Source organism: Mesorhizobium sp. M1348 (assembly GCF_040317925.1).
Classification (GTDB): domain Bacteria; phylum Pseudomonadota; class Alphaproteobacteria; order Rhizobiales; family Rhizobiaceae; genus Mesorhizobium.
In genome coordinates this window covers 65,697-83,425 of sequence record NZ_JAMYLH010000004.1, presented here as the reverse complement: position 1 = coordinate 83,425, position 17,729 = coordinate 65,697, and the positions used below count along the sequence as shown (strand labels likewise).

Here is a 17,729-nt window from a genome sequence, read left to right as displayed (position 1 = left end):
TAGATGCATGGTTTTGGGGTCCACACCTCGATGTGGACGATGAACTGGGACCGGGCCGGCGCAGAGAAGGCGATCGCCGCTTCCGTCAAATACGGCATGGACTTTATCGAGATCGCGCTTCTGAACGCGCCGGCGGTCGATGCCGCGCATACGCGCGCCTTGCTCGAAAAGCACAATCTTCCAGCTGTTTGCTCGCTTGGCCTGCCGGAGCGGGCCTGGGCCTCGGTGCGGCCGGATGCCGCCATCGAATATCTCGAAGTGGCCATCGACAAGACTGCAGAGATGGGCGCTCTGGCGCTTTCCGGTGTGATTTTCGGCGGTATCGGCGAACGAACCGGCGTGCCACCCACCGAAAAGGAATACGACAACATCGCGCATGTGCTGACCGTCGCCGCCAAGCATGCCAAGACGCGCGGCATAGAGCTCGGAATCGAGGCGGTGAACCGCTACGAGAACCACCTGATAAATACTGGCGCGCAGGCCGTCTGGATGCTCGAGAAAGTCGGCGCCGACAACATCTTTGTCCATCTCGACACCTATCACATGAACATCGAGGAGAAGGGGGCCGCCAATGGCATTCTGGCCGCTCGCGAGCACCTGAAATATATTCACTTGTCAGAGAGCGATCGCGGCACCCCGGGCACCGGCAACTGCCCCTGGGACGAGATCTACGCAACGCTCGCGGCGATCGGCTTCAAGGGCGGACTTGCCATGGAAAGCTTCATCAACATGCCGCCGGAAGTCTCCTATGGCCTCTCCGTCTGGCGGCCGGTCGCGAAGGACGAGGCCGAAGTGATGGGCGATGGCTTGCCATTCCTGCGCAACAAGGCTCGCCAATACGGTCTGATCTGACCCAATGTATGACGCGCAGGAGGCGGACGGCGTGAATATCGCCGTCTTCGACGTTGGCAAAACCAACATAAAAGCGCTCGGCGATGACGTTCGACGGCGTGCTCGCCGAGAGTCTTTCTGTCCGCAACGAGGTTCGGCCCGGTTCACCTTGGCGGCACCACGGTGGCGAACCGGTTGGGCAGGCGCGGCATTGGCCGATAGAACGGGAGCTTGCTATCGACTGCTGACAGAGGGCCGCCCGCCCCCGATGAGCGCGGCATCGTCTCTCTCCCGTCGCCGACGCCTCACCAAGCCAGTCACCACGCTGCCAAGCGAGATCGCGCCGGCGCCGGCTATGGCGAGGGCGAACATGCCGCCGGCTATGGCGAGATCCTTTTCGAAATGCAGCAATTCGTTCTGGCTGGCGAAGTTGGTGTGGAATAGGGCGGCCGTTGCCAGGCAGAACAGTCCAAGGCAGACCGCGCCCAGGCGCGTCAGGAAGCCCAGGCCCACGGCAAGCGCAGCTCCCAGCTGAAGCGCTATGGTGCCGATTAGAAGCGGCGAGCTGATGCCGAGCGCGGCCATGGCTTTTGCGGCATTGTCGAAGTGGCTCGCCAACTCAAGCCCTTCATGCACGAAAAGCAGTGACAGCAGCAGCCGACCAATCAGCAGGGTCAAGTCGCGAAGGTGTAGCTTTGAGGCGATTTGTCTTGTTGTCACGATTGGCTCCAGACGGAACGAAGGGGCAGGCGCCCCGAGGCGCCTGCCTTGGCTTATTTGGTCACTTTGGTGTCGATGGCCTTTTGCAGGTCCGCGCGCTCCTCGCAGCCGGCCGGGCAGAGCTGCGTCAGCGACGCTAGCTGCTCCCTGGCTTTGGCCATATCGCCGGTCGCGACATAGAGCTCGCCGAGATATTCGCGCGCGGCCTTGTGGTCCGGCTTCAGTTCGAGCGCCTTGGTGTAGTAGGTTAGCGCCGTCTCGTAGTCGCCGGTCTTGCGCAGCGTAAAGCCAAGTAGGTTGTAGACGTCGGCCTGTTGGGTGTCTTGCGCAAGGTCGCGAAGGTCGGCCAGCGCGCCCGTATAGTTCTTGGCCTCAATCTTGGCTTTGACCCCGGTGAGGTCCGGTGCGTCGTCGCCTTCGACGTTATCCACGGCATAGGCCGGCACGATGACGGCGACGGGCACGACGGCCAGGACCGTCAGGGCACCTAGGAGCCCGACAAGGGCAGGTTTCCCGAAAACTTTGTGGTTCATTGTCTCTCTCGCTTTCTTGTGCTCCCGTTCAGATCTGCACGGGGGTGAAGCCATAGGCGTTGCCGTCCTTGACGAAGGTGCCGGTGCCAGGGAAGGGGAAATGCGAACCTGAGATTCGGATGTCGTCGGCAATCACGCGATCGATAAGCTTGTGCCGCGTGGCGATTGCCGCCGGCCCGTCCTGGTCGTAGCTGCCTTGCCATTCCGGATGCGGCGCCAGCAACGCCGGCACATACATCGTGTCGGCCGAAATCAAGATCTGTTCCTTGCCGGAGTTCGCCAGATACACCGAGTGGCCGGGCGTATGGCCGGGCGCGGCGATGATCTGGATGCCTGGCACGACTTCGGCCCCATCCTCGACCAGTTTCCAGTTCTTCCATTTCGGGAAGTTCTCGGCGATGCGCTTGCCGGCCGGCTTGCGCCCTTCAGGCAGTTTTGCAAGGCGGGCAGGGTCGGTCCACCAATTGTATTCCGTCGAATGGACGATGAGTTCGGCGTTTGGGAAGACCGGCTTGCTGGTGCTCTTTTCCATCAGGCCCCAGACGTGATCGGGATGGAAATGCGAGATCATGATGGTGTCGATCGTCTTGTAGTCGATGCCGGCGGCGGCCATGTTGGCCGGCAGATGGGTGGCATTGGTCTGCCATTGGCCGACGCCCGATCCGGCATCCATCATGATCAGCCTGCCATTCATCTTGAGAGCGAGGACGGTGAGCGGGATGGGCATGAAGTCCGTCGTCAAGCCGGCCTTGGCAAGCGCTGCCTTGGTGTCCTCGACCGAGACATCCTTGATGAAGGCAGGGTCGTGCGGCTTGCGCCAAATGCCATCATAGATGGCGGTGATCTCGATATCGCCTACCTTGTATTTGTAAAAGCCGACGGCCGGCTCGACCGGCATTTCCGCCAAGGCGGGACGGGTGAATTCCAGCTTCCGGCAAGGCCGAAGGCGGCAGCGGCGGCAGCGGATCCAAGCAGTGTGCGGCGTGTCATGTTGAACATGGTGATCTCCTGTGGGAAACTGTGATTTCCAGGGAGACGGAGCGCCCCTGGCCCTCCGTCCCTGAATCGGATTCGACCTCAGTTACCCCAGATGCCCTGCCCGGGTTCGTCCGCGTCAGACTTCGTGGTCAGCTTTAGCTTGTGCTGAGCCATGGCCGGCTTCTGGATCGAAGCCATGTAAGACTTGTCGACATTGGCCACCGGCTGGTTGGCATTATTCGAGTCGAAGTGGTCGCTGCCGGCGAGAGCGGTGCTCGTCGCAACGAGGATGGCGGCCGCGGTAATCGTGGTCTTTTTCATGTCGATAATTCCTGATTTCGAGAGTTGAGATGTTTTCGAGGGTTGATTGACGGACCGCGATCAGCGGGCCCAGATGCCGTCGCGGTTGTGCTGGGCGATGATGTCCTGAACAGTCATCTGGCTCGGCCCAGTCGTCACCTTGGTGTCGATGCCGTTCTGACGTCCGCTGTCGGGGGCCTGGATGGAAGCGGTATAGCTGTGGTCGACAGTCGAGGCCGGCTGGTTGGCGCTGTTCGAGCCGTAATGGTCGCTGCCGGCAAATGCAGTGCCTGTTGCGAGCAGCATTGCGACTGCAGCAAATGTGGTTCTGTTCATTTCGAGGTTTCCTTGTTTTGGGGTTGAGGTGCGTGCGGAGAACGGCCCCGCTACACAGCAAGACCCGGCAGCGCTTGGCTTTATTCCCGCGGTGCCGCGAATTTTTTGAGACTGCAGGATTTCGGGCTGGACAGAAATGCCGGCTGGCGAGTGATGCGGATGAAATGGAATGAAACGACGGAACTGGCTGGCGCGCCAAGGCGGCGGCCTTCAGCCTTGCCGCGCGATTGAGTCCGAGAGGACTACGCGAGGACACACTTCTGCCTGAAGTCGGCACGATGCGGCCGCCCTTGGCCTCAGCTACGCATGCAGAGAGTACCGAGGTCTGGAAGGACGGATATCAGCCGGTCACGACGGCGACACGGAAGCGCGCCACGAAATCGTCGAGCTCGGGTCGCTCCATGTCGGAAATCGCCCAATAGGAGAAGGCGCCCTCGCTCCACTGCACCAGCGAGAAGCCGCCCTCCGAAAGATCGACCGGCTCGGTTACCGCCCCGGCATTTTGAGGCTCGGCGACAAGTGTGATCAAGTGCTCACGATGGCGATACACCAGTGCGGGCACCGGGCGGCCGCCGATGACCTCGACCCTGCCGCCGACGAGGGCAAATCCCTCCTTGGCCATGTCCGGCGCGGGCGGTGAAAGCCCGAGCCTAGCGTCGAGCCAAGGCTTTACCGTGTGCCGGTCCGACGAGACGACATCTACCGGGCTGGTCGCGAGCAGGCTGCGACGATGGCCGCTGGCCACGCCGGCGGTAAAGCTGTCGGGCGCGCGCTGCATCGCCCATTGCGTCGCTCCGCTGGCCAGCACGGCGCTGATCATGATCGAGGCCGCCATGGCACGCCAGTCGAATGAGCCGAAGCTTCGCGCCGACCACACCGTTCGTGCGGGCTTCGCCTGTGCCGGGGGCGCCCTGGGCCGCAGCACCTCCACGTTGTCGGCGGCGGCCATGGCTGCGATGCGTGCGCTGAGGGCGTCGCTTGCTTTCGGCTTCGGAAGCGAACCCAAAACCTGTTGCAAGGCAACGATGCGGGCATGTTCGGCCGCGAGACTGGGATCGGCGGCCATGCGACGCTCGACCGCTATTGCTGCTGCGGCGTCAAGCTCGCCATCGACCAACGCGTGCAGCATCAGGTTCATGCCTGCAGCGTCCTCGGGCAACCCGTCATTGTGCGCGTTCATTGCGCCCTCCCAAGTTCAGAGATCAGCAGGCCGCGCGCTCGCGCCAGCCGTGACATCACCGTACCCATTGGCACGCCCAGCATGGCCGCGATATCGCGGTAGGCGAGGCCATTGATGTCTCTCAGCACGAGCGTCTCGCGAAACGGCTGCGGCAAGGCGGCTATCGCCGATTCGAGGGCCGATATGTCAGCCTTGGCGATGAGGCTTGCCTCCGGGCTTTCGCTTTCGGGCACATCGGCTGCGTGTGCGGCGCTCATCTCGTCGAGATCTTGGAGGTCACCTACGGACACGATGCTGCGCGGCCGATTTCGCGCCAGCCATGTGTAGCAGGAATTGCGAACGATAGTGAGCAGCCACGCTCGTGCATTGCCGCCGGCATAGCTGGCGATGCTTGCATGCGCCTTCATACAGGCGTCCTGCACGACATCCTCGGCGTCCGTGGCATTGCCGGTCAGCCAACGGGCAAGGGAAAGTGCGTCGGCGAGATGAGGCATCACCACTTCGCCGAAGCGGTCGGCCTGCGCATTGCTGCTCAGCGTGGGTGCGCTGTCATATGCGCCGCGCCTTGAGTGCTCGTGGGGCAAGGGTGGTTCCTTGCGAATGAATCCGGCAGAACTTTGCCGGGGCGCCAGCCGCGAATGTGAAGGCAAATGTCTCATCGATGTCAATCACACTCTGGACTGCAACCATGCATGCGTTCGAACGTATGGAGCGCAAGGATTGCCGCATTCACGATCAGGACCACACCCGCGAACACCGGGCATTCTCTACCCCGACCGGAGCAGGGTCTCACGATGAACTGGGGCGGAGCCAACCAACCTAAGGCGACAAACCTGTCGCCTTCTAGGGGCCCCAGAATCCGTCGACCGACGGGGTGGCGCTCGTCAGTGTGGGGGCTTGCAGTGTGGTGCTCCTTCGGGGTCAATCAGCAGCGTATGCATGGAAGACCAGGGCAGGACGCGGTTTATTCCCGGGTGCCTTATTCTTTTCACGGCAATGTTGGGGCCGGCACTACGCTCGCGCAGGATGCCACCCGCAGCCGGCCCTCATCCGTATCCTCGTTCCGGAGAATCCGCTCGGCGACTTGGAGCAACCGACGAGGTTCGATTAGGGCAGCAACCCGGTACGGATCGCCCGGGAAACCGTCGTCGCCAAGCCAGCGGAAGCTGAGCGCGCCAAGCCGCGTCTCTTCGGCTGCGCCGAGCAGGTAGTCGCTTTTCGCAAGGGCGCGAACGGGCACCACCTTCGCGTTCGGCGATGCGGCGCGCTGCATAGGCGACGACCCGCTATCCGGCGCCGAATCGCCTATGGAATCGAAGGTCGCCAGTCCGGCAGTAGGACCAAAGGCACCACGCATCAGTACAAATGCCGGCTCCAGCGAAAGGGTGCGGATCCTGCAGCCATGCGCCGATCGGGCGCGTGCGGCCGTCGCAGATCGACGTCCACCTCGAAGTCAGCCATCGTCAGAGGAGCCGGGGGCCCTTGCGCAGCGATGGTGGCTTCCACGCCAGCGGGGTCGCCGCGACGCCCGTTAACGTGAGTCAAGGGGCATCTGTCTCGGTCAGCATACGCGCACATTGGTGATGGACGCGCCACCATCACTGTCCATCATGCCACCGTTGGGGCTCTCATCTACTCGGCACCGGCTCTTGACGATCTGCCCGAACGAGCGCGGCCCGCAGTTTGATCCACGTCATTGAAGTGCAGCTGCCAAGGTGTGAAATTGTGGGGTCAGTGGCGAGAAAGAGGAGATCGCATCGATGCTGATCCGCACGCTGTCTTCATTGGAATGTACGAAGTTGCTGGCGGCCAATCGTATCGGCCACTTGGCATGCGCGAAGGACGGGCAACCCTACGTCGTGTGTTTCAACTACGCCTACGCTGACACTCACCTCTATGCGTTTTCCTTGCTAGGCAAGAAGATCGAATGGATGAGAGCCAATCCTTTGGTGTGCGCCCAGGTCGAGGAACACGGCCAAGGACGTGGATGGAGAAGCGTCATTGTCGAGGGCCGCTTTGAAGAACTGAGTGACCGGACCGGCCACGAGTTCCAACGCAGTCATGCGTGGGCAGTGTTGAGCAAGCACACGGACTGGTGGGAGCCTGGCGCGCTCAGGCCGATCACACCTCCCGTGTCAGACAGCTCGCCGCCCGTCTTCTTCCGGATTCTCGTTGAAGAGGTGTCGGGCCGGGAGGCAATAGAATAGGCTGTTTTACGGCAGATGACGCGTTGCACGGAACGCAAGCACCTGGCCGACAGTGGATTGCGCCGGCCCGATCGTTTTCAGCCTTTGAAATCTCAGCTCGACATTTCGATTGGCGCCGATGATCGCCAACGTGCCGGTGGCAAGGGGAAGCTATAGATCGCGAACTTGGGTCGAGACGCACAATGGCGAGGCAACAGCGCAGCGACCAGAACCCCGGAGTCTCGCGAGCACAATCCGACGCGGATCAGTGGGACTTCCCGATCGTTTGCATCAGCCTGCAGAGGCCGGGCCGCCAGCCGGCGTTCCTCGTAGTGCAGATCGATCTAATGCCATGGTCTGCTGTGTTGAGCGGCATCGACGCCTTCTGGCCGCCGTAGACAGGTTTTAAAGGAGCAGGGCCGCCAAATACTGGCCCTCCCGAGCCATCGGCTGGGTAGGTTTAGTGGCCAGTCGGTTGCTTGAGCGATCCGCGCGCCGGCAGCTGATTCGTCAAAAGCCCGTTGACAGCATTGAGGCTCAAGAGAAGATCCTCCATGTGATCGCTGCAAGCATGGTGGATAAAATGCAACTGCAGCCAGGCGAAATGGCCGACCTCGCAAACAGTGTTGGCCCGTTCCGAACCCATATTGCCGACTTGCTCCGAAGCGAGATGCGGTTCCCCTTTCGCTCGAAAAAATCATGTCTCGACCGGCAGCCGGTTCGACCGCTTGATCTGCGCAAGCGCGAAGCTGGACTCGATCGAGGAGACGCCATCGAGCCGCGTCAGCTTTTCCTTCAGGAAGCGCTCATAGGCGTGCAGGTCGCGCACCACCACACGCAGCAAATAGTCGCGCTGGCCAGTCATCAGATAGCAATCGACCACCTCCGGCCAGCGTGCGATCGCTGCGTTGAACCGCTTCAGCTCGTTCTCGCGCTGGCGCTCAAGCTTGATCGAGGCGAACACCGAGATCGGCAGATCGACCATGTCCTGGTCGATCAGGGCGGCATAGCCGGTAATCACCCCCATATCCTCCATCAGGCGGACCCGGCGGGCGCAGGGCGAGGCCGAAAGTCCGACCCGCTCGGCAAGCTGCTGCGCCGTCATCCTGCAGTCGACCTGCAGCGCGGCAATGATCTTTCGGTCGATATCGTCCAGTCGGCGTTTTGGCATGGAACGTTACTCCATTGGTCGATATTGCTGAAACCAGCTAACGCAGCTGCCAATCTCATGCAAGTTTAGCGACAATCGGTTCTTGCTCCGCCCTAGGATTGCGACGATCGCAACCGGGAGTCTTGCAGCATGGACAAACAAAAACTGGAGACACTTTCGGCGCTGGAGAAGAAGGTGCTCTGGCTGTCGACATGGATGATCCATAACGCCAATCACCTGCGCGAGAACGCCGACGGGCTAAAGGTTGGCGGACACCAGGCGTCCTCGGCCTCGCTGGTGACGATCATGACCGCACTTTATTTCTTAGTGCTGAGGCCGGACGACCGCATCGCAGTGAAGCCGCATGCCTCGCCCGTGTTTCACGCCATCCAGTATCTTCTGGGGAATCAGACGAGGGAGAAGCTCGAAGGGTTTCGCGCCTTCGGTGGCGCGCAAAGCTATCCGTCGCGGACCAAGGATGTCGACGACGTCGATTTCTCCACCGGCTCCGTAGGTCTCGGCGTCGCGCAGACGCTGTTTGCCTCCCTTGTGCAGGATTATCTCGGCGCCCGGGACCAAAACATGCCCGAGGGCCGCATGGTGGCGCTGCTCGGCGATGCTGAGATGGATGAAGGCAACATCTTCGAGGCGCTGCTCGAAGGCTGGAAACACGGCCTGCGCAATTGCTGGTGGATCGTTGACTACAATCGCCAGAGCCTCGATGCCGTTGTCCGCGAAGGACTTTGGGAACGCTTCGAAAGCATCTTCAGGAATTTCGGCTGGGATGTGGTCATCCTGAAATATGGTTCGCTGCTCGAGGCCGCCTTCGCCGAGCCGGGCGGCGAGGCGCTGAAGGCCTGGATCGACGCCTGCCCGAACCAGCTTTATTCGGCACTGACCTTTCAAGGCGGCGGCGCCTGGCGCAAGCGGCTGCTTGCCGATATCGGCGAAAAGCCGGGCCTGAAATCGCTTCTCGACCGGCGATCCGAAACCGAACTCGCCGCGCTGATGACAAATCTCGGTGGTCACGACCTGCAGTGCCTGATCGAAGCTTTCGAGACGGCGCGCGGCAACGACCGGCCGACCTGCTTCATCGCCTATACCATCAAGGGTTTCGGCCTGCCGCTGGCCGGCCACAAAGACAACCATGCCGGGCTGATGACCAAGGATCAGATGGCAGTCTTTCGCGCCTCGATGTCGATCGGTGAGGGGCGGGAGTGGGATGCCTTCGAAGGCTTGGATATTGGCAAGGTTGATTTCCGACGTTTCCTCGATGCGGTGCCTTTTGCCGCGAAAGGCCGACGCCGCCGGCACGCCCAACGCATCCGCGTCCCCGATCGTCTCGGCCCGGAAGCCAAGGGCAGCGTTTCCACCCAGGTAGGCTTCGGCAGGATCCTGGACGAGATTGCACGGGCCGGCGGGCCGCTTGCCGACGCAATCGTCACCACGTCGCCCGATGTCACCGTTTCGACCAATCTCGGCCCCTGGGTCAACCGGCGCGGCCTGTTTGCGCGTAGCTCGCTCGCCGACACGTTCCGCAGTGAACGCATAGCCTCGGCGCAGAAATGGGAATTCGGCCCCTCCGGCCAGCACATCGAGCTCGGCATTGCCGAGAACAATCTGTTCATCCTGCTGTCGGCCCTCGGGTTGTCGCATTCGGTCTTCGGCAAACGGCTGTTGCCGATCGGCACGCTCTACGATCCGTTCATCCAGCGCGGTCTCGATGCGCTCAACTATGCCTGCTACCAGGATGCGCGCTTTCTCCTTGCAGCCACCCCGTCGGGCGTCACGCTGGCGCCGGAAGGTGGCGCGCATCAGTCGATCGCCACCCAGTTGATCGGCATGGCGCAGGACGGGCTTGCGGCTTACGAGCCGGCATTCGTCGATGAGTTAAGCGTCATCGCGCGTTTTGCACTGGATTATATGCAGCGCGACGGCGACGCCGTGCAGTCGGAGCGCACCTGGCTGCGCGACGAGACCGGCGGCTCGGTCTATCTGCGGCTCTCGACGCGCCCGGTTGAGCAGATCATTCGTACCATGGAACCTGAGCTCGAGCAGGACATTGTCGACGGCGGCTATTGGCTGCGGCATCCTGGCCCGAATGCCGAGGTGATCGTCGCCTATACAGGCGCCGTCGCGCCGGAAGCCATCGAGGCGGTCGGCATGATGGCCGAGGATCGTCGCGACGTCGGTCTTTTGGCGGTAACTTCGGCCGATCGGTTGAACGCAGGCTGGACTGCGGCAAGCCGCGCACGCGAGCGCGGCCTTCTTCATGCCAGGAGCCATGTCGAACGGCTGTTCGCCGATCTTCCATCCCATTGTGCGATCGTCACCGTCGCCGACGGCCACCCAGCGGCACTCGGCTGGCTGGGCTCGGTCTACGGCCATCGCACACGTAGTCTCGGCGTCGAGCACTTTGGCCAGTCGGGGACAATCGGTGACCTTTACCGGCACTTCGGAATCGACGCCAATTCGATAGCGACAGCCGCCGACCGGATTGCTGGTGGGCGCCCCATCCGCTATCTGCGCGCGCTGGATTGACCGATGATGTCGTTGACGGCTGTTGCAGACCGGAAGGGTGAATATTGTGCCCAAGATGCGGCCTCGCCTGCTTGGCCCTTCGTCGCCATGCCGGCTCCAGGCCGCTTCGTCTCCAGTCGGGTGCCGTGACCGCAAAACTGTTCAGCCCGCGACTTTGAGCTGTTCGATCTCAGCAATCTCGGCTTGCTTCGCTCGGCCTTGGACGGCGAGGTCATAGCTGGCCTGCATGTTCATCCAGAACTGCGGCGTGGTGCCGAAGAACTTGGCCAGGCGCAGTGCGGTATCCGGAATGATCGGGGTCGCCTCGTGCGTCAAGCGCTCAATGCGGGTGCGCGGTACATGCAGCTTCTTCGCCAGCGTATAGGGCTTCAGGCCAAGCGGTGCGAGATATTCCTCGCGAAGGATTTCTCCCGGATGGATCGGAATGTCAAGGTTCAACATTGTTAAGCTCCTGGCAGTGAGCGATAGGTTGGTTTTGTCTAGATTGTTTGGCAAGGGCATCGACAGTCGCAATATGCTTAGTGATAGTCGGTGATTGCTACATCCTCTGCCGCCCCCGTCTACCCACCGAAAGAGACAGGGTATTGATCATTGATGCGGATCGAATGCTGACCGGCACGATTGCCTTTCAGCGGGGCAATTGGTGTCCGGCTCAACGTCCGATGACGCTTGGCCCGGCACGTCGTTCGAGTGCAGCTCCGATCATTGGTTCTGTGACCGAACCTAATCGTCATTATAGATGATGGCAGTCAACCGCATGCAAATCATGGCCTTGAACGTTTTTCCGTAACAGCCGAGCGCAAATCGTGTTCCTTCCACGCGGTTGACATTCCTCCCTCAGCCGCCATGCTGCATTGCAACATGGCCATCGAGGAGTTCGGCATGACGGAAGGCCGGTCATCGCGCATCGAGTGCCTGGACGGGCTTCGGGCGCTCGCCGCGATCTGGGTGCTGATTGGGCACTGCCTGCTGTTGACCGGCTGGCAGATTCCCATCCTCGGCGAACCGGATCTCGGCGTCGATCTCTTCATCATGCTGTCCGGCTTCCTGATGGTGTTCCACTACCAGCTGCGCCAGGACAAGGAGCCCTGGCAAAGGCCGGAAACCTGGCTGAAATTCTGGACCCGCCGCTATTTCAGGATAGCGCCGCTGTTCTATGTCATGCTGTTCGCTGCCCTGGCGCTTGGCCCCTATCTCTACCAGTCGAGGATGGTCATCGACGAGTTCCTGCTGCGGTCGCCGCAGGCGCCCGAGCGTTATCTCGACAGCGGCCTGAAGAATATCGGCGCCCATCTGCTGTTCCTGTTCGGCCTGGTGCCGAATTTCGCCTATCGCACGCCGCTGCCCGACTGGAGCCTGGGGCTGGAGATGCAGTTCTACGGACTCTTCCCGGCGGTCATGCTGCTGGTGCGCAGGCTTGACTGGATATGGAGCGCCATCCTTGTCGCCGCGATCGGCAGCGCGATCGTGTTCTTGATGGGACAATTATCGGTGCATTTTCCGATGCCGTCGTTCCTGCCGCTGAAGATGCAGATTTTCCTGTGCGGGATGCTGCTGGCGGGCGTCGTCCATCAAAGGCAGAAGCGGCCCTTCGCATATCTGGCATTGGCCATGGCTCTGGCCGCGCTGCCCTTCGGCGGCGGCTACGGGCTTGGCAAGTTTTTGATGCGCGAAGCGCTCGTCGTGGGTTTCTTTGCCCTGGTTCTCTACCGGATGCTGCCGGGAATGATGGGCATCGTGGCCAGAAAGATCGCCATGACGCTCGCCAACAGGTTCTTTCATTTGATGGGTGAGCTTTCCTTCAGCATCTATCTGATCCATCTGCTGGTTCTCCAGCCGGTGGCGGCTCTGGTCATCACCCGGTTCGGCCACGAATTGTCGGCGCCGGTGCGGTTTGCGATCGTTGTTGCCGTCGTCTTGCCGGTGGTGTGCCTGCTGTCCTGGATCACCTACACGCTGATCGAAGTGCCCGGCCAGAAGATGGGCCGTTTCGTCATGCAGCGCTTTGGGCGGACCCCGGCGCTCGAGGCGGTCAAGCCCGGCCCATGACCAGCCGCCAGACGGGGGTTTCGAGCTGCACCAGCGCCCTGTCATTGGGGCTGCGGGCGACGTCAATCATACTGGCCTTGTAAGTCAACGGATGCGCCATCTTGATGGCGAGCGCCGCCACCAGCATTTCGCTGAACCGCGCGTCCCGATCGTTGGGTTCGGCGAATTCGCCACCGATGCCGAGCTGGCACTGGCGGCAAACTGGGACCGCACGCCCTCGAGCCTCAAGCGCATTACGTTCATCGCGCTGAAGACGACCGAGGCGTGATCGGGCGAAGGGGCGGGCGTCAGACGTCCCACTCTTTCGGGACGCCAGGTCGGCCACTGTGGGGAATCCCAAGTTCACCCGCTGCGCTGCATCAGAGTGATGTGAATTTTGGGGTTCGCTACAACATTCATGTTGCCCTTTGGCCAATCGGCGGCACCAAACAGTTACAAGAAAGGGCGATGCTGACTGTCTCGGCAGGGGAGGTAACTATGAACGTGAAGTACAAAACAGTTCAGGAAGTGCTCCGAAAAGCGGGCATTGTCATGAGCAAGAAGGGGGAAGTTCATCGCATAAACTTCTTCAGCGGCCTGGAAAACACCGCCTACTACACACCAGCTCTTCAGGATGCCCTGGAAAAGGGCTTGGCTATGGCGGGAGGTGCCGGAAGGGTGAAAGCAAGCGTCTTTGCCAAGTCAGCCGAAACAGGGATCTCGACCAGCGCACGCATCGGCTGACACAATCCAAGCAAGACATCGCCGCGTTGCGCGGCGGTGTCCTGAAACTGCCGAAGCATTGCCGTCTTCCTTGCTCGAATGGGAAAAAGACGGCTGACGAAGCATCTGCCACGCCATTTCCTGACGGGCGGTTGGCGTCGTGACGGCCCCCGAGCACGAGACGTGCAACGTTCTGCCCAACCCAAAATCACAAGAAATCCCCAGCCGCATTGAAGCGGCTTTTTGCCGTGGAGGCACCATGCCCCGTTTTCCCCGACCAACCACACAGCCGGAGGCCTGAGCCATGGCCATCACCCCGCTCGACATCGCCAATATGGCGCTCGCCGTGCTCGACGAGGCCCCAATCGAGAGCCTCGATCAGAGAGAGATCTGCCGACAAGCAGGTGAGGGCGGTGCCAGCATTTCAGAACCGCGCCTCCCCTCACCCCCGGTGGGGCGCTCTCCCCAAAATTGTGACGGGGGAGAAGCGTTAACGGTCAATAATCGCCGTTGTAATAGCGCTCGTCGCAGGGCGCGGTGTAGATGCGGCCGCTGGTGCGGTCCTGATAGCGGCAAAGCTGTTCGCTGCGCGGCTGCGGCGTGGTGGCGTTGCCGACGACGGCGCCCAGCAAGGCGCCGGCTCCGGCACCGATGACCGTGCTCTTGGTGTTGCCGCCGATCGCCTGGCCGGCAAGCGCGCCGGCGCCGGCGCCGAGCAGCGCACCGGTGCTGGTTCTCTGCTGTGCTTCGGTCTGCGCGCAGCCTGCCAGCGCGGCGGTTACGAACATGGCGGCAATGGCTCTGGACATGGTCATCGTCTGATACTCCCTTGAAGTTTATGAACTAATACGCAGGCTGATTTGCCAAGTACGGTCGCATTTGCGGCGGAACATAGGCACCGTGCCTCACGAAATGAGACATGGTTGTTTTTGTCTGACAACTCCGGTTCGGAAAGAAATGTAACCGAACAAGACCACAGAGCTTCATCCCAAGTCGACTTTCGAGGCGCTACGCTGCCTCGATCTGCATCACCTTTTTTGCCGCAGCGGTCAGAAATCCCGATCGGCTGTAGCCGTGGCGCACCGCATATTGGTCGATCTGGTCGAGGACATCTTCCGGAATGGTGACATTGACACGCACGACCTTCGCCGCTTCGGCCTTCACGGGAACCAGAATGGCGACACCGCTCAGATTGTCCCTGTCCGACATCACTTCCTCGAGGGAGGACGGCTCGGGAATGGCTTCGCCATCCTCGATCAACCCCTCGACATGAAAGGCCAGTGCTTCCTCGGCCATAGCGCGGGCATCATCCAGGCTGACGCCAGCCGTCACCAGGCCCGGAAAATCGGGAAAGGAGACGCCGAAGTCGCTGTCCGCTTGCTTGTGGATCAATCCGATGTAGTTGCGCATTTCTCTACCTCAGCTTCACGCCGGATTGTTTTTCAATACTTTTGAGAGTGCCGATCGGGATGTCTCGCTTAGGGTGCGGTACTGTCACTCGGCCCGATTTGGCTTTGTGCTTGAACTGGGCGTGACTTCCTTTTCGAGCCACCTCGTACCAGCCATCCGCCAACAGCCTGTGAATGACATCGGCGCTCTTCATGTTGTGTATATATACACACAGCTGACCCAAATGTCCATGAGATTTGCCGCAGATTACATGCCGCGGTCCAGTTGAACCTTCCTCAAATTCCTCAAAAATGGAGAAACCAGATGACCCGAGGTCTTCCCCGGACGCTTTCGCGTGCCGCCGCCAGAGAAGCCGGCCGTGCCCCGCCAGGCGGGGCTTACCGCCAGGACGATCGGGCAGGGCGGCGCCTACCGAACCGTCTTCTCCTTCAATGAGCCGGTGCCGGTTACACTACTCTGGGGGAACTGGGGCGACAGTGCCTGAGGCCGCTTGGCTTAGACCAATGGCGTTCTGTCGGACCAGAATGGCGTAGAGTTTCATTCACCAGATAGCCGACTGAGGCCGCAGCCATGGCCTGAGATCGTCGGGGTGTGCTGCGATGCAGGCTCGCGTTCTGCAGATCTTCGAGCAACCCGTCGCGGCTTCCCTCACGTGGCGATTGCCTTCGACGTTCCAGCGCTCGACGAGATCGAAAATGTCGCTGAAGCGATCTGTCTCTCCGACCTCGAGATTGTGGATCAGGTGGAGTGCTAGCTTCGACACGGCGAGACACGGCGGTTCTTCCGGCCCATCGCACCACTCGTCCTGGGAACGGGTCCCGCTGCCCACGGAATGGCGGCTCGAACATGTTCGAGCCATCGAAGGTGAGATCTGCGGCCTCGTTCTCTCCGGTCATGCTGCCTCTTTTCGCGCGGCAGCGTGCCACCAGCGGGCACCTTGCGCCGCCACCGGCCAACTGAGACAACGGGTCCGCCCCTGTCGCCAAAAGCTGGTTTGACGGTCTTTCCGAAGGCAATCGCAACCTCGCTGAACCAATGGCTGGACCAAGCCTGACAGGCTCGATCGCGTTTTCGCCTCCTATGTGGACTGGAACGGCAGCAGGGTGAGAGCTTGCGCGTTCGACTTCTCGGTCGCTTTGAACAGGACACTTCGAAAGACACGGAAAATCGGTCAGCGATCGGACGTCGACGTTAGCTGAGGGTAGTTACGCGCTCCCGTCCGTCTCGCTTTCCTCGTCGATCGCCCGAACCGGCAAATAGGCATTCGTTTCCAGCCATTCTCGCAAAATGATCTGAATAAGATCTGGCCTGCCGATTTTCATCTCAGCTGCTATGGAATCGAGTGCATCTACGGTCGCGGACTCCAGCGGCACGCCATCGACGTTTCGGAGCATCAAAGCAGCGCGACGCAGGAGGATCTGCAAATCCGCGCGAGACATGTCGGCTATGCGCTGAGCTGCGCTTTCGAGATCTTCAGCAACAGATCGGCGTGTCATTGGTATCACTCGGTGTATGGCATCCGGCCTTCGCCCTGCTGCTCGGTTTTCGGCGCTTTTTGGAGAGGATGGCTGGCCTTCAGTACGCTCATCGTCCTTCATTTGCGGTTGCCGGGCCGGTGCGTCGGGCTCGTCTGATGGCCAGAGCTACAGGGTCGCTTCGGCTGATTGGGCCTATTGCAGCAGTGCCGACTATGGGCACCATCGACGGTTCGTCATCCTGTACTTTCCTGGTTTTTAACTCCGCGATTTCCTCGTCACGCCTGGAAATGCGACTTTCCAGATTTGCGAGACGCTCGGTCAACAAATAGCGGCCGACCGCAAATCCGCCTCCTCCGAAAAGAACGGCAAAACTGGCAAAGGCGGCCGGGTTGGCCAGCATCAGCGCGGAGTTAGTTTCCAAAAAGCTGATAAGATCCTGCATCGTCAACTCGACCCCATCATGCTGCGAACAAGCGAGCTATCGTCACCGGCTGGCTCGGCCGAGGTTGGCCTATTTGTCGCGAATCATCCGGGTTCATGTGCATCTCGAAGAACCTGAGTCGCTCGCCGTCATCACCATAGCCATCGGGCCGCATGGTCCCAACCTTCATGGCTCATCCCAAGATTGGCGGCGTGTCGTCGTAACCGAACGCCACGAGTCCAGGGTGCCGGTGAGCGAGGGCCAGAATTTTAGTCTCAAGCTCGCAGTTATACGCCATGAGCGCCTTTACGGTCTCAAGCGGGCTGTCGTATTGGGCGATGAGTTTGACCGCTTCAGAATGGAGTTCGGCTTTCGCTTCAGCGTCCAGGCGAATAATGCCCATTGTCGTTCCTCCTACTGTTTGCCCGACGCGGAGCCGAGAGTTTCGTAGAGTTCGTCAAGACGGTCTTAGAGATAGCCATTGAGGACGATCATTTCCTTGAGCGCCTTCACCGCGTCGCCCTTGTGCTGGGCGATGAATTTGTCGGCGATCGCCTGCAGCGCAGCTTCTTGCTGTCCAGCTCACAATGTGGTCCACGGCCATTGCTCCAAACCTTCTCTTTGCGAAGTGAACAAAAACGGAACAAAAATGTCAAGAGCGAATTGACTCGACGAGGAATAGATTCCTATTTTGACGGCGGTGGGGCGGGTGCTTACAGCCAAGGAGAGCCGCATGGGCAGACGAAAAAGCCGGTATGACAGACTGTTGCTCGGCACGCTGAGGAGATCATAAGGGAGGCACTAAGCCGCCGCGACGCGCTGCTTTCTGCGCAACTCAACCTGAAAGCAAACGGCCCGTTGTTTTGGCAACTTTGTGGGCTACTCGACAAATTGCACGGGGTGCTGGCCGCTGT

At 60.8% G+C, this 17,729-nt stretch carries 23 protein-coding genes and 2 pseudogenes; 8 read left to right on the top strand and 17 right to left on the bottom strand.

Features of this window, described 5'->3' with window-relative positions; genetic code table 11:
- The first annotated feature begins 3 nt into the window (after positions 1–3).
- Positions 4–852 (top strand): sugar phosphate isomerase/epimerase family protein, encoded by an 849-nt coding sequence (locus tag NKH13_RS09290; RefSeq protein ID WP_352912292.1) that lies wholly within the window; start codon positions 4–6, stop codon positions 850–852.
- 213 nt (positions 853–1,065) lie between these two features.
- Here the strand turns inward: NKH13_RS09290 and NKH13_RS09280 are convergent, their stop codons facing one another.
- The 8 genes and pseudogenes from NKH13_RS09280 to NKH13_RS09245 form a co-directional block, all read right to left on the bottom strand.
- Positions 1,066–1,551, bottom strand: coding sequence for a DoxX family protein (locus tag NKH13_RS09280; RefSeq protein WP_352912290.1), 486 nt, complete (start codon positions 1,549–1,551; stop codon positions 1,066–1,068).
- A gap of 53 nt (positions 1,552–1,604) precedes the next feature.
- A complete protein-coding gene (locus NKH13_RS09275; RefSeq protein ID WP_352912288.1) occupies positions 1,605–2,084 on the bottom strand; it encodes a tetratricopeptide repeat protein in 480 nt (159 codons plus the stop codon).
- Between the two features lie 28 nt (positions 2,085–2,112).
- Positions 2,113–3,083: pseudogene (locus NKH13_RS09270) on the bottom strand (MBL fold metallo-hydrolase).
- Between the two features lie 78 nt (positions 3,084–3,161).
- The gene (locus tag NKH13_RS09265; RefSeq protein WP_352912286.1) at positions 3,162–3,383 is read right to left on the bottom strand and encodes a DUF680 domain-containing protein; all 222 of its coding nucleotides are present in this window, start codon (positions 3,381–3,383) and stop codon (positions 3,162–3,164) included.
- Positions 3,384–3,443: 60 nt separating this feature from the next.
- A complete protein-coding gene (locus tag NKH13_RS09260; protein ID WP_352912284.1) occupies positions 3,444–3,698 on the bottom strand; it encodes a DUF680 domain-containing protein in 255 nt (84 codons plus the stop codon).
- Positions 3,699–4,038: 340 nt separating this feature from the next.
- Complete coding sequence (locus NKH13_RS09255) at positions 4,039–4,878, bottom strand: anti-sigma factor family protein (RefSeq protein WP_352912282.1); 840 nt, start codon at positions 4,876–4,878, stop codon at positions 4,039–4,041.
- Positions 4,875–5,414 (bottom strand): sigma-70 family RNA polymerase sigma factor, encoded by a 540-nt coding sequence (locus tag NKH13_RS09250; RefSeq protein WP_352912456.1) that lies wholly within the window; start codon positions 5,412–5,414, stop codon positions 4,875–4,877. Before NKH13_RS09250 ends, NKH13_RS09255 begins: the two co-directional genes overlap by 4 nt.
- A gap of 509 nt (positions 5,415–5,923) precedes the next feature.
- Positions 5,924–6,339: pseudogene (locus NKH13_RS09245) on the bottom strand (type II toxin-antitoxin system HipA family toxin); the annotation flags it as partial.
- Positions 6,340–6,638: 299 nt separating this feature from the next.
- On the opposite strand from NKH13_RS09245, the gene NKH13_RS09240 reads away from it, so the two are divergent.
- Positions 6,639–7,085 (top strand): pyridoxamine 5'-phosphate oxidase family protein, encoded by a 447-nt coding sequence (locus NKH13_RS09240; RefSeq protein ID WP_352912280.1) that lies wholly within the window; start codon positions 6,639–6,641, stop codon positions 7,083–7,085.
- Positions 7,086–7,761: 676 nt separating this feature from the next.
- Here NKH13_RS09240 and NKH13_RS09235 read toward each other — a convergent pair.
- Positions 7,762–8,235 carry an Lrp/AsnC family transcriptional regulator gene (locus NKH13_RS09235; RefSeq protein ID WP_352912278.1) on the bottom strand — a complete coding sequence of 158 codons (474 nt, stop codon included), beginning with the start codon at positions 8,233–8,235 and terminating at the stop codon, positions 7,762–7,764.
- Between the two features lie 129 nt (positions 8,236–8,364).
- Between NKH13_RS09235 and NKH13_RS09230 the strand changes: the two genes are divergently transcribed.
- The gene (locus tag NKH13_RS09230; protein WP_352912276.1) at positions 8,365–10,755 is read left to right on the top strand and encodes a thiamine pyrophosphate-binding protein; all 2,391 of its coding nucleotides are present in this window, start codon (positions 8,365–8,367) and stop codon (positions 10,753–10,755) included.
- 141 nt (positions 10,756–10,896) lie between these two features.
- Here the strand turns inward: NKH13_RS09230 and NKH13_RS09225 are convergent, their stop codons facing one another.
- Entirely contained in the window at positions 10,897–11,196 is a 300-nt protein-coding gene (locus NKH13_RS09225) for a HigA family addiction module antitoxin (protein WP_352716682.1), read from the bottom strand.
- Positions 11,197–11,637: 441 nt separating this feature from the next.
- Here NKH13_RS09225 and NKH13_RS09220 point away from each other — a divergent pair, with 441 nt between their 5' ends.
- The 3 genes from NKH13_RS09220 to NKH13_RS09210 all read left to right on the top strand — a co-directional run bounded on the left by NKH13_RS09220 (position 11,638) and on the right by NKH13_RS09210 (position 13,527).
- On the top strand, positions 11,638–12,804 hold the full coding sequence (locus NKH13_RS09220) for an acyltransferase family protein (protein ID WP_352716684.1): 1,167 nt from the start codon (positions 11,638–11,640) through the stop codon (positions 12,802–12,804).
- Between the two features lie 91 nt (positions 12,805–12,895).
- The gene (locus tag NKH13_RS09215; RefSeq protein ID WP_352716686.1) at positions 12,896–13,072 is read left to right on the top strand and encodes a hypothetical protein; all 177 of its coding nucleotides are present in this window, start codon (positions 12,896–12,898) and stop codon (positions 13,070–13,072) included.
- 209 nt (positions 13,073–13,281) lie between these two features.
- Complete coding sequence (locus NKH13_RS09210) at positions 13,282–13,527, top strand: hypothetical protein (protein ID WP_352716688.1); 246 nt, start codon at positions 13,282–13,284, stop codon at positions 13,525–13,527.
- 476 nt (positions 13,528–14,003) lie between these two features.
- Here the strand turns inward: NKH13_RS09210 and NKH13_RS09205 are convergent, their stop codons facing one another.
- The 3 genes from NKH13_RS09205 to NKH13_RS09195 all read right to left on the bottom strand — a co-directional run bounded on the left by NKH13_RS09205 (position 14,004) and on the right by NKH13_RS09195 (position 15,109).
- Complete coding sequence (locus NKH13_RS09205; protein WP_352716690.1) at positions 14,004–14,321, bottom strand: YMGG-like glycine zipper-containing protein; 318 nt, start codon at positions 14,319–14,321, stop codon at positions 14,004–14,006.
- A 193-nt stretch (positions 14,322–14,514) separates the two neighbouring features.
- Positions 14,515–14,916, bottom strand: a complete 402-nt coding sequence (locus tag NKH13_RS09200) for a type II toxin-antitoxin system HicB family antitoxin (protein WP_352912273.1) — start codon at positions 14,914–14,916, stop codon at positions 14,515–14,517.
- 4 nt (positions 14,917–14,920) lie between these two features.
- The gene (locus tag NKH13_RS09195; RefSeq protein WP_352716693.1) at positions 14,921–15,109 is read right to left on the bottom strand and encodes a type II toxin-antitoxin system HicA family toxin; all 189 of its coding nucleotides are present in this window, start codon (positions 15,107–15,109) and stop codon (positions 14,921–14,923) included.
- 141 nt (positions 15,110–15,250) lie between these two features.
- On the opposite strand from NKH13_RS09195, the gene NKH13_RS09190 reads away from it, so the two are divergent.
- A complete protein-coding gene (locus NKH13_RS09190; RefSeq protein ID WP_352716694.1) occupies positions 15,251–15,400 on the top strand; it encodes a hypothetical protein in 150 nt (49 codons plus the stop codon).
- Positions 15,401–15,457: 57 nt separating this feature from the next.
- Here the strand turns inward: NKH13_RS09190 and NKH13_RS09185 are convergent, their stop codons facing one another.
- The 4 genes from NKH13_RS09185 to NKH13_RS09170 form a co-directional block, all read right to left on the bottom strand.
- On the bottom strand, positions 15,458–15,775 hold the full coding sequence (locus NKH13_RS09185; RefSeq protein WP_502909147.1) for a DUF7674 family protein: 318 nt from the start codon (positions 15,773–15,775) through the stop codon (positions 15,458–15,460).
- Positions 15,776–16,121: 346 nt separating this feature from the next.
- Entirely contained in the window at positions 16,122–16,412 is a 291-nt protein-coding gene (locus NKH13_RS09180) for a hypothetical protein (RefSeq protein ID WP_352912455.1), read from the bottom strand.
- A gap of 88 nt (positions 16,413–16,500) precedes the next feature.
- Positions 16,501–16,836: a hypothetical protein gene (locus NKH13_RS09175; RefSeq protein WP_352716696.1), complete on the bottom strand. Its 336-nt coding sequence runs from the start codon at positions 16,834–16,836 to the stop codon at positions 16,501–16,503.
- A gap of 172 nt (positions 16,837–17,008) precedes the next feature.
- The gene (locus NKH13_RS09170) at positions 17,009–17,218 is read right to left on the bottom strand and encodes a hypothetical protein (protein WP_352716698.1); all 210 of its coding nucleotides are present in this window, start codon (positions 17,216–17,218) and stop codon (positions 17,009–17,011) included.
- On the opposite strand from NKH13_RS09170, the gene NKH13_RS09165 reads away from it, so the two are divergent.
- Complete coding sequence (locus tag NKH13_RS09165) at positions 17,218–17,574, top strand: hypothetical protein (protein WP_352716699.1); 357 nt, start codon at positions 17,218–17,220, stop codon at positions 17,572–17,574. The genes NKH13_RS09170 and NKH13_RS09165 overlap by 1 nt on opposite strands.
- The last annotated feature ends 155 nt before the right edge of the window (positions 17,575–17,729 follow it).